The sequence below is a fragment of the Gemmobacter megaterium genome (genome assembly GCF_900156815.1).
Lineage (GTDB): Bacteria > Pseudomonadota > Alphaproteobacteria > Rhodobacterales > Rhodobacteraceae > Wagnerdoeblera > Wagnerdoeblera megaterium.
In genome coordinates this window covers 40,521-49,120 of record NZ_FTOT01000013.1, presented here as the reverse complement: position 1 = coordinate 49,120, position 8,600 = coordinate 40,521, and the positions used below count along the sequence as shown (strand labels likewise).

Genomic DNA, 8,600 nt, shown 5'->3' with positions numbered 1-8,600 from the left:
TTCAGTCCTTTCCTGCCTGGGGTGCAGCATCGGCCCGCGGGGTCGTAACACCGCGGTCGATACGAGACAACATGAACGATAGCAAGGCAATAATACCGACTTGACGAAAATCGCCTTGCTCTGATAACGGTGCTACAGGACGAGATTGCAACATTAAAGGCGCAAAAGGAGTTTTGCCCTGCACATGTCATGTGCACGCAACGCTATTCTTGCGATGATGATCGTGGCGACACCGGCGCAAGCCGCTGTGGCTGCACCCTGTCTTGCCCCCGAACGCCCCTTCCTGCCGCAATCACGCGAAGACATGCGCCGCTACGCCGATCTGCTCCGCGCGGACTTCGAGACCTACATCGCTGAGGTCCAGACCTATTTCCGCTGCCTTGACGAGGAACGCGCAAGGGCGTTTGTTGAAGCACGAGAGGTTACTGAACAGTACGGGCAGTTCCAGCGCGCCCAGGAATAGCGTCCGAAATCCGCACGCGTCTGGTGCGGGGATTGCGTGGGCAAAGCCAATTCGAAGCGCAATCTCGAGCATCCCACGTTTGCTTGCTGTAAAGGAGCACGGAAGGGAACTACCAGTGGTTCATCAGTTGGGTTCCCTGCGCTGGCGATGGCGGGTCGTACTGGCGAAGGCGGAGACCCGGAGTGCTACAACTCCGAGGACCAGAATTGCGAAGGGGAGCCGCAACGGGTTCGGGACAGGTGTCGCCCGATGAAAGCTCAGGAAATGCGCGTAGAGGAAGTAGGCCGTATGCGCGACGACCAGCGCCCAGAAGACCAGCGCCGTCATCTGGACGGTCTTCCAGGACGCCGCGCCGAGGGTGCGCACTGCGCGATCATTGGACGTGATCAGAAGGATGAAGCCGATACCGAGCGCGAGGATGCCAATGGCATTGGCGAGCCCGAATCCGTGCTGCAGCATCACGTATCGCAAGTCGAACGGATGATATTCGAAACCGAACAGGCGAATGAGGTTCCATTCCACCCAACCGTCGAGAATGATCACCGTGTGTACCATGGCCAGAGCGACCGAGTAAATTCCGAGTTCCCGCCGCCAAGGAAGCCATCTCGCGCATGCGCGAAAAATACGTGGTGCGGCACCAAGTGTCATCGTCAGGGCAAGCAGCAGGACCGCCGCATCACCGAAAGCGCGGTTCCATCGATGCATCGGGCTCCACTGACCATGCACGAGCGAGAAGGCATACACGAGCGCTGCGGCAGTTATGACAACGACGACATGACGCATGAGTGTCCGCCACCGGTTCGCAGATGATGGTGACGGTGTAATGGGCGAGTTGGTGGCAGTGGTCATTGAGAAGCCTCGTTCGGGAAGTTTATTCTTCGCGTGTGAAATGAGCGCCATCTCCGCCATACGGCGATGGACAAGACAACGATTCCGCCGGCGGTGAGGTAAGGCCGCATCGGATCGAACCAGATCATCAGGGCTTCGCCGCCGAAGATCAGCATGAGGATCTTGTTGCAGGTCGGACAGGCAATCCCGACGAAACCCACCGTTCCTCCTGCTGCGGCGCGCCGAAGCCCGCAGGCGCTCGGAAGAGCGACGAAGGTTCCTGTCAATGCGGCGAGCAGTACCAGGGATGGAAATTCCCACGCACCGACAGGCGTCATCCGGACGAAGAGCGGGTTAGCCCAGACAGCAGAAACCGTTCCCATCGAAGCGAACACAAGCACTGCGCCCAACCAACCGCGCAGGAACGGGTGCCATACTTGCGGCCAGAACCAGATCGATTCTTTAACCGACATTACATTTCCTTATCGAGCAGTATGGTCCAACCGGACGATTTCGCCGTCGAAGGCGATCTGGAAGCGCCATCGCCCGCCCATGGAAAAGGTGCCGGCTCCCCTCCAGGAGCCGTCGGATCGGCGGAGCATTTGCACCGGCGTCCGCCCCATGTCGTGGCCGACCATGGTCATTGATACACTTGGTTGAATGAGCGTCGCGTCGTTGCTGCCCTCGTCGCTTTCGAACCTTACGGTGATCTCGAAGGCATATGCCTGACCATCCTCCACTGCGACCAGAAGGCGACCGCCGGCGACATCCACTGCTCGGGCAGACCCGGTGGAGCCGGGCTCCCGTTCGCCCGAAAGGCCGAAGACCAGGAACGCCGCCACCGTTGCCGCAACCAGGGCGAGTGGTATGGCGAGCAACGCTACGCGAAGGGTCCTCATGGTCCTAAAGTACGACGACCTGGGTTCCGACGCGGACCAGGTCATAAAGTTGCTCAACGTGATGGTTGTATAGACCGAAGCAACCGTTCGAGGCCCGTCGGCCGATCTTGGCTACATTGTCGATCCCGTGGATGCGGTAGTATTGCCAGGACAGGTTCAGCGCGCGCGTTCCCAGCGGGTTGTCCGGTCCCGGGTGCACTATTGCCGGCAGCGTCGGGTCGCGTTGGCGCATGCTCGGGGTCGGTATCCATGTCGGATGCATGCGCTTGAGCACGATCTCCGTGCGGCCGCGACGGGTGAATTCCTCGGTCATCGGTCCCGAGCACGGGAAGACCAGATACGTGGCTTCGTCCTGCGACCAGAAGTGAACAGCGCGAGAGTCGCTGTCGCAGATGATCGCCCCGTGTCTCAGGCTGTCGAAATGGTCGCGCCACTGCACGGTCCGGAACGCCATGGTATTGCGCCGGACGCGTGTGGCGGCATCGGCCTCGATCTCACCAACAAAGCTTTGGGCAAGAGAGGTGCTTGCGCTCAAAGAAACCAAACCGCCTCCTGCCAGTGTCATCACCTGGCGCCGATTGAGTATAGTATTCCTCATTTTGCTTCTCCTATGTGATGTAGCTGCTGTTTGATCGAGCAAGCGTTGCTTCCGTTGTCACTCGATCCCGTTCGCGCGCTGAAGCGCACGGACAAAGGCAATTATGGTGGTCACCTCAGCGCGAGTGACACCCTCGATCGGGGGCATATTGCCAAACCGCCAGTGATGCGCGCGAACGCCATGCCGAGCAGCAATGTGGAAGGCTTCATCGGAGTGATGCGCCGGGTGATAGATGCGGTGCACGAGCGGCGGGGCGATACCTTCGCGGCCTGCTGCATTCGACCCATGACACGCCGCGCAAAAGGTCGTGAAGGCGCGTTCGCCCATGACCTCGGTCGGGGTGAAGCTGGCGGGAAGGACGACCTCGACCATCGGGGGTGGAACGAGATCGGCGGGCAGATCGGGCAGGCCCGCGACCGTAGTCGGAGGTGGGGCGCGTTCGCGCGACAGGGTCCAGACGCCGGCGACGGCAATGGCGATGGCGATGACAAGGCCCAGGCTGGTCGGGTTCATTCCGGTTTTCCATTCCAGAGCGCCCCCGGTGCATCGGTCTGGTTCCGAGGCACCGGAGGCGGAGGTCCATGGCAAGGCTCAGACCGAGACGACCAGTTCGGTCATCATGCCCGTGATAAGATGTGGCATGTGGTGGCAGTGCAGCATCCAGCGCGCCGCCTCGCCCGCATCGAAGGCGATGGTGACCATCGACATCGGCGGGATATGTACCGTGTCGCGCACCGCGCCATTGATCCGCCTAGGCGGGCCGATGTTCCGGCCACCGACGCCCAGGACCTGAAACACATGCCCGTGCAGATGCATCGGATGGGCCATCATCGACATGTTGTGGAACATCAGCTCGACGCGTTCGCCCGACCGCACATGGATGGGGGCGTGGCCACCCCAGGTGCGGTCGTTGATCGTCCAGCGATAGGGGGACATGGTGCCGTCCAGCATGACCATTTCGCGGCGCGCCGCAGCGCGCTGCGGCAGCGAAGCCCGCGCGCGCAGGCTGGCTTCCTGTGCGAGGTCGTAGTCAAAGGCCGGCGCGGCTTCGTCTCCCAGTTCGGCGATCTTTGAGATCTGCCCTGCCGGGGTGGCAAGGATGATCCCGGTCCGCTCGCGCTCGCCCTCGCGCAGGGCCAGGATCGGCCAGGCGCCTTCCGCTGCGGGCAGATCGAGTTCGATATCCAGCCGCTGTCCCATCGCAAAGCCGAACCGACGGCCGGAGAGCGGCTCGACGGCATGGCCGTCCACAGCCACCAGACGCCCTTCAATACCGCCCGTATCGATCCAGAACACGGTTGCCGAGGCTGCGTTGATGATGCGCAGCTTGACCCGGCCGCCCCGCTCGACGCTGACGATTTCGGGGTCGGCGAGCGTTCTGTCGTTGGCCAGATAGGCATCGAAGTCGATATCGTTGAGATCCATCTCCATGCCATTCATTCCGGCCATGCCGCCGTGATCACCCCCCATCATCCGGCTCATCATGCCGCCACCCATCGCGCCGTGATCCATGGCCCCGTGATCCATCGCACCATGATCCATGGCACCATGCCCCGGCCCGTGATCAATATTCGCCATCAGCTCATCGGGAGATGCGAAGGAGAAATCCTGCAGGATCAGGACGACCTCTTGCCGGTCCTCAGCGAGATCTTCGTCTGAGCGGACGATGAGCGGCGCGGCGAGCAGCTGCATTTCCTGAACGGGCATGTGGCTGTGCATCCAGTGAGTGCCCGCCAGCGGCGCAAAGTCATAGTCCCGCGCCTCGCCCGGCCGCAGGGCGGGCATGGGGGCGTCGGGCACGCCATCCTGATCATTGGGCGGGATCTGCCCGTGCCAGTGGATCATCGTCTCGATATCGAGCGCGTTTTCCAGCCGGACGCTGAACCGCTCGCCGGGATCGAGGATCAGCCCCTGCCCGCCCCGGGCGTTTTCCAGCCCGAAGACGTTCGCGGCCCGACCGCCGATGTCCAGCACACGGCTGGCGGCGCGAAGCAGGTGCTGGGGTGCTGCGGTCTGCGCGCGCAAAACGGTAGGCAGCGAGAGCGCGGCCATCGAGGCAGCACTTGTCGCCATGAACCGGCGACGGGTGTAACGAGTGGTCATCAGATAAGCTCCTGTTTGCCGACGGATTTGTCGGCGATCACTTGTCCCGGCCATGCGACCGGAGGGCGATGTTTCAGGAGCGCGTTTTGGGAGGTCTCAGATCGGGTGCGGCCGCAAGACCGCCCATGATTTGTCCGCCGGAGAGGAGGTAAGGCACGGACGCGAAGACCGTTATCGAGGTCGGGTCCGGTAGCAGCGAATGCAGCGTTGACATACAAGGGAGGATGCAAGAGCTGCACTCAGCATCCAGAGCGTGGTCCGGGTTCTCGCCATCAACACAGCAGTTTGCGCGCTGCGTGTCGGCATGTTCTTGTTGCAGTTGAACGTCGAAGTTATTCGGATGCGCTGCCAGGGCATGACCCTGCAGGATCGGCGCAAAAACCAACATCGCGACGAAGATTGCCGCGATCCAGGGCCGCCAGAAACTGTACGTACAATGATCGTTCATAGGACGACGATAAGCGCGTGCCCTTGCTCCGTCCAGCAGGGATGCTTGTCTCAGCTTCAACAAGAGCGTGAACCCCGCTGGCTGGCAAGCGCTGCAGCCAGCCCCTTCGCAGGCAGGCCATGCCCTTATGGCAAATTGAAGGGCCGTCCGTATCGGGACCGCGAAATCAGCGCGTTTGATCTTGATCAAGGCAAGACCAGGCCGGGGAGGTGTACTGGGCGATCATACTTTCGGACGAGACAGCATGACAGGGGTTCGGATCAACAGCGAGACGGGGGCATGGAGCTGGCGCTGGCTGCGTTGGTTCATGGTGTCGTTGATCCTGCTGTCCCTCGGACTTGCGACGATCTATATGGCAGATGCCCATCCCGTCCAGCATCATTCCGATCATGGTCTGACGACAGCCTTGTCCGATGTCGCGTCTGGTAGCCCGGAGTGCTGTGACGATGCGGATCCCGGGCATGCAGCCGGTGCTTGCTCAACTTCCGGACATTGCGTTGCCTGTGCGACTTCGACAGCGGGAACAATCGCGCCAACCTTGTCGCCTGAGGCACGTCCTGACCCGCGCCTGATCGTCCTGCCTGCGGGTTTGACCTCGGATCCGGCCGGACGCCCTCCGAAATCTGCCTGAACGGTCTGACAGGAGCACGGTCGCGTTGCATCGCGCTCCTGCCGCACGAGCGGGCAGTAGAGCCTATCCGGCACCTCGACCTGCTTCGTGAGCAAAGCGACCGCATTCCGGTTCACTGCGTGCAGTGAGGCCCCTTGCGGTCCGGCAATGCCGTTCCGGTGACGCAGGCAGCCCAGCCCGAGATCAGGATTCCACGCTGCCGCGATACCCGGAACCCTCAGCGATGAAGGTTTCCATCAATGCACGACACTTCCCATTTAACCACCAGGTGCGGCTTTATCGCGGCGACCGGCTTCGGCGGCACGGCACTTTATGCCCTCTGGGTCGGCTATGGCGCAGCGCCCGGCCCGTTGGCGCTCTTTGGCGAAACGCATGCCGAGGACGCAGGGGGCCATGATGATCATGCGGCCCATTCGGCGCCCGAGGGCCAGTCGCTGACACGCCAGGAGTTCGAGGCGCAGGTGCAGGACTTTGTTGCCCGCTTCGGCGAGGCTGACGGCAGCGTGCGGCCGCGTCATCCTGACGTTTCAGGCTCCGCCATGGCCGAGGACGCGCATGAAGACCAGACGGCGGATCATGCTGGGACGGGGCATGTTGGTCATGGCGGCCACGGTGACCACGGCGGCCATGGTGCGGCAGCGCATGCCCCCCAGCCCGTTACGGACGCGCATCGCCACGACCCGAGCGCGCCTTTCGACATCTGGCTGCAGGCCGGCCAGTTCTTCTTCGAGCCCGCACATCTGCGGCTTGAAACGCATCAAGCCTACAGGTTTCGCATGATGGCAACCGATGTGTCACACGGAGCCTCGATCCATTTCGGCCGCGGCGGGCGGATGATCCGGCTGCGACCGGGGCAACTGGTCGAGACCGACATCACCCTGCACCGGCCGGGCGAGTTCCTGATCTATTGCACCTACTATTGCGGCGCAGCCCATGACGTGATGCAGGCGCGCCTCAGCGTGACGGAAGGGGGTGCGGCATGACCGCCTCGCTTCGTGATCGGCTGGACCGTCTTTCTCCCGGTGACCGCAGGTTGCTGATCGCGCTCTCTGGCCTGGCCATCCTCGCGCTCCTCACCGGTATCGGCGGTGGCACCGGTGTGGCGCTGGCGCGTGCCGGCTGGATCGACCTCATCCCTGAGACGGGCTACCAGCTTCTGACCCTGCACGGGGTCGGGATATTCTTCTACTGGCTCTATCTTGTGCAAGGCGCCATCCTGCTGGCGCTTGCCGCGATTGAGGCCGGGCGGGGGCTTGCCGCACGCGGCTTGGCCTGGGGCGGGTTCGCGCTGATGCTGGGCGGCATGGCGCTATCGCTGGGCGCGATTTCGGGCGGCACGCCGCTTCTCTATAATGGCAACCCCGAACTTGCCGAATACGAGTTGGGTCGGCTTGGCGTCTTCAATGCCGGCTATATCCTGCTGGGGCTCGGGTTGATCGCGCTGCCGGCGGCCGGGGTGGCGACGCTCCTGGCTGCGGTGCGGCGGGCGGGGGAATTCTCGGCGGTCGGCTTCGCGCTCTTCGCCTGGGCGGGGTTCCTGATGGTGACGGGCTTTGCGCTGGTCTATGTCTTCGCGCCGGGGCTCCTCTGGGCGCTGGGGCTGGGCGGGATGCCCGCCAATCACAGCACCAACTGGCACATCGTCTTTCACAACATGCATTACCTGCCGCTGATGGCCACGGTCATCGTCTGGTATGTGCTGATGCAGGAACTGATCGGTGTGAAGTCAGTCTTCGGCGCACGGTTCTCCAAGCTCGTCTTCGCTGCCTACCTGGTCTTCGTGCCGCCGACCTCGCTCTACCACATGTTCCTGGAGCCCGACCTGCCGGGCGCGGTGCGTATCGCCGGCTCGCTCCTGTCGCTCTTTGTCAGCGTGCCGACGCTGACCGCCTTCCTGATCATCGTCGCCTCGCTTGAGGTGCATGCCCGCACGCGCGGTGGCCGGGGCCTGTTCGGCTGGATCCGGGCGTTGCCCTGGCGGGAACCAGCGATGGCGGCGGCGGGGTTTGCAGTGGTCAACATGGCCTTCGGGATCGTGCTGGCCTTCGTGCTGATCCAGGCGGGCCTGGCGCCGCTTCTGTCGGATACGTTCTTCGTGCCGGGTTATTTCCACTTCTTCACCGTCGGCACGGTTTCGCTGAGTTTTCTGGCCGCACTGGCACTGATCCTGCCCGCGCTGACCGGGCGCGGTCTGGCCGTGCCGGGGCTGGCGCGCTTCACCCCGCATCTGGCGACCTTGGGACTTGTGGCCTTTGGCGGGGCCGGGGTGGCGGCGGGCTACATGGGTGTGCCGCGGCGCGTGATTGATGCCGGCTATGGCGGGGACGCGCCCGCGCTCTGGCCCGCGCTGATGGGCTGGGTCGCGGGGGGCGGGCTGCTGATGGCCCTGGCTCTGGCCACTTTCGCGTTCTCGGTTGGCGCGACCTTGCTGCCCGGGCGCGCGACGGTGCCCTCCTTGCCGCAATGGGATGCGGCCTGCGCATCGCGACCGGGGACTGCCGCGCTGGTCGGGCCGCTTGCCGTGCTGGTGATCGTGATCGGCATGTATGCCGCAACCGCTGCCGGGTTCGAGCTGATGCGCGCGCTGCCGATCGAGGCGGCGGGCGGCGGCCATGCCCACTGAATGAAAG

Annotated in this window: 10 protein-coding genes; 3 read left to right on the top strand and 7 right to left on the bottom strand. The window is 63.4% G+C overall.

Translation table 11 applies throughout. From position 1 onward, the window contains the following. Positions 1 to 214: 214 nt before the first annotated feature. On the top strand, positions 215 to 463 hold the full coding sequence (locus BW970_RS18385) for a hypothetical protein (RefSeq protein ID WP_076534192.1): 249 nt from the start codon (positions 215 to 217) through the stop codon (positions 461 to 463). 123 nt (positions 464 to 586) lie between these two features. On the opposite strand, the gene BW970_RS18380 is transcribed toward BW970_RS18385, so the two are convergent. The 7 genes from BW970_RS18380 to BW970_RS18350 form a co-directional block, all read right to left on the bottom strand. Continuing rightward, positions 587 to 1,312: a ferric reductase-like transmembrane domain-containing protein gene (locus BW970_RS18380; protein WP_159441477.1), complete on the bottom strand. Its 726-nt coding sequence runs from the start codon at positions 1,310 to 1,312 to the stop codon at positions 587 to 589. Beyond that, complete coding sequence (locus BW970_RS20635) at positions 1,309 to 1,764, bottom strand: hypothetical protein (RefSeq protein WP_076534177.1); 456 nt, start codon at positions 1,762 to 1,764, stop codon at positions 1,309 to 1,311. Before BW970_RS20635 ends, BW970_RS18380 begins: the two co-directional genes overlap by 4 nt. Positions 1,765 to 1,773: 9 nt before the next feature. Beyond that, positions 1,774 to 2,169, bottom strand: a complete 396-nt coding sequence (locus BW970_RS18370; protein ID WP_159441476.1) for a hypothetical protein — start codon at positions 2,167 to 2,169, stop codon at positions 1,774 to 1,776. Positions 2,170 to 2,194: 25 nt separating this feature from the next. After that, on the bottom strand, positions 2,195 to 2,788 hold the full coding sequence (locus BW970_RS18365; protein ID WP_076534173.1) for a L,D-transpeptidase: 594 nt from the start codon (positions 2,786 to 2,788) through the stop codon (positions 2,195 to 2,197). A 57-nt stretch (positions 2,789 to 2,845) separates the two neighbouring features. Continuing rightward, a complete protein-coding gene (locus BW970_RS18360) occupies positions 2,846 to 3,301 on the bottom strand; it encodes a c-type cytochrome (RefSeq protein ID WP_076534171.1) in 456 nt (151 codons plus the stop codon). Between the two features lie 78 nt (positions 3,302 to 3,379). Then, a complete protein-coding gene (locus tag BW970_RS18355) occupies positions 3,380 to 4,891 on the bottom strand; it encodes a multicopper oxidase family protein (RefSeq protein WP_076534169.1) in 1,512 nt (503 codons plus the stop codon). A 73-nt stretch (positions 4,892 to 4,964) separates the two neighbouring features. Then, entirely contained in the window at positions 4,965 to 5,402 is a 438-nt protein-coding gene (locus BW970_RS18350) for a hypothetical protein (protein WP_144039022.1), read from the bottom strand. 807 nt (positions 5,403 to 6,209) lie between these two features. Here BW970_RS18350 and BW970_RS18345 point away from each other — a divergent pair. Then, positions 6,210 to 6,953, top strand: a complete 744-nt coding sequence (locus BW970_RS18345; protein WP_076534166.1) for a cupredoxin domain-containing protein — start codon at positions 6,210 to 6,212, stop codon at positions 6,951 to 6,953. Further along, entirely contained in the window at positions 6,950 to 8,593 is a 1,644-nt protein-coding gene (locus BW970_RS18340; protein WP_076534164.1) for a cbb3-type cytochrome c oxidase subunit I, read from the top strand. Before BW970_RS18345 ends, BW970_RS18340 begins: the two co-directional genes overlap by 4 nt. The last annotated feature ends 7 nt before the right edge of the window (positions 8,594 to 8,600 follow it).

What these genes read in the sequence shown, in the direction of transcription:
- BW970_RS20635 (WP_076534177.1), bottom strand. Translation starts at nt 1,764, where the DNA reads ATGTCGGTTAAAGAATCGATCTGGTTCTGGCCGCAAGTATGGCACCCG.
- BW970_RS18360 (WP_076534171.1), bottom strand. Translation starts at nt 3,301, where the DNA reads ATGAACCCGACCAGCCTGGGCCTTGTCATCGCCATCGCCATTGCCGTC.
- BW970_RS18380 (WP_159441477.1), bottom strand. Translation starts at nt 1,312, where the DNA reads ATGACCACTGCCACCAACTCGCCCATTACACCGTCACCATCATCTGCG.
- BW970_RS18355 (WP_076534169.1), bottom strand. Translation starts at nt 4,891, where the DNA reads ATGACCACTCGTTACACCCGTCGCCGGTTCATGGCGACAAGTGCTGCC.
- BW970_RS18345 (WP_076534166.1), top strand. Translation starts at nt 6,210, where the DNA reads ATGCACGACACTTCCCATTTAACCACCAGGTGCGGCTTTATCGCGGCG.
- BW970_RS18365 (WP_076534173.1), bottom strand. Translation starts at nt 2,788, where the DNA reads ATGAGGAATACTATACTCAATCGGCGCCAGGTGATGACACTGGCAGGA.
- BW970_RS18385 (WP_076534192.1), top strand. Translation starts at nt 215, where the DNA reads ATGATGATCGTGGCGACACCGGCGCAAGCCGCTGTGGCTGCACCCTGT.
- BW970_RS18340 (WP_076534164.1), top strand. Translation starts at nt 6,950, where the DNA reads ATGACCGCCTCGCTTCGTGATCGGCTGGACCGTCTTTCTCCCGGTGAC.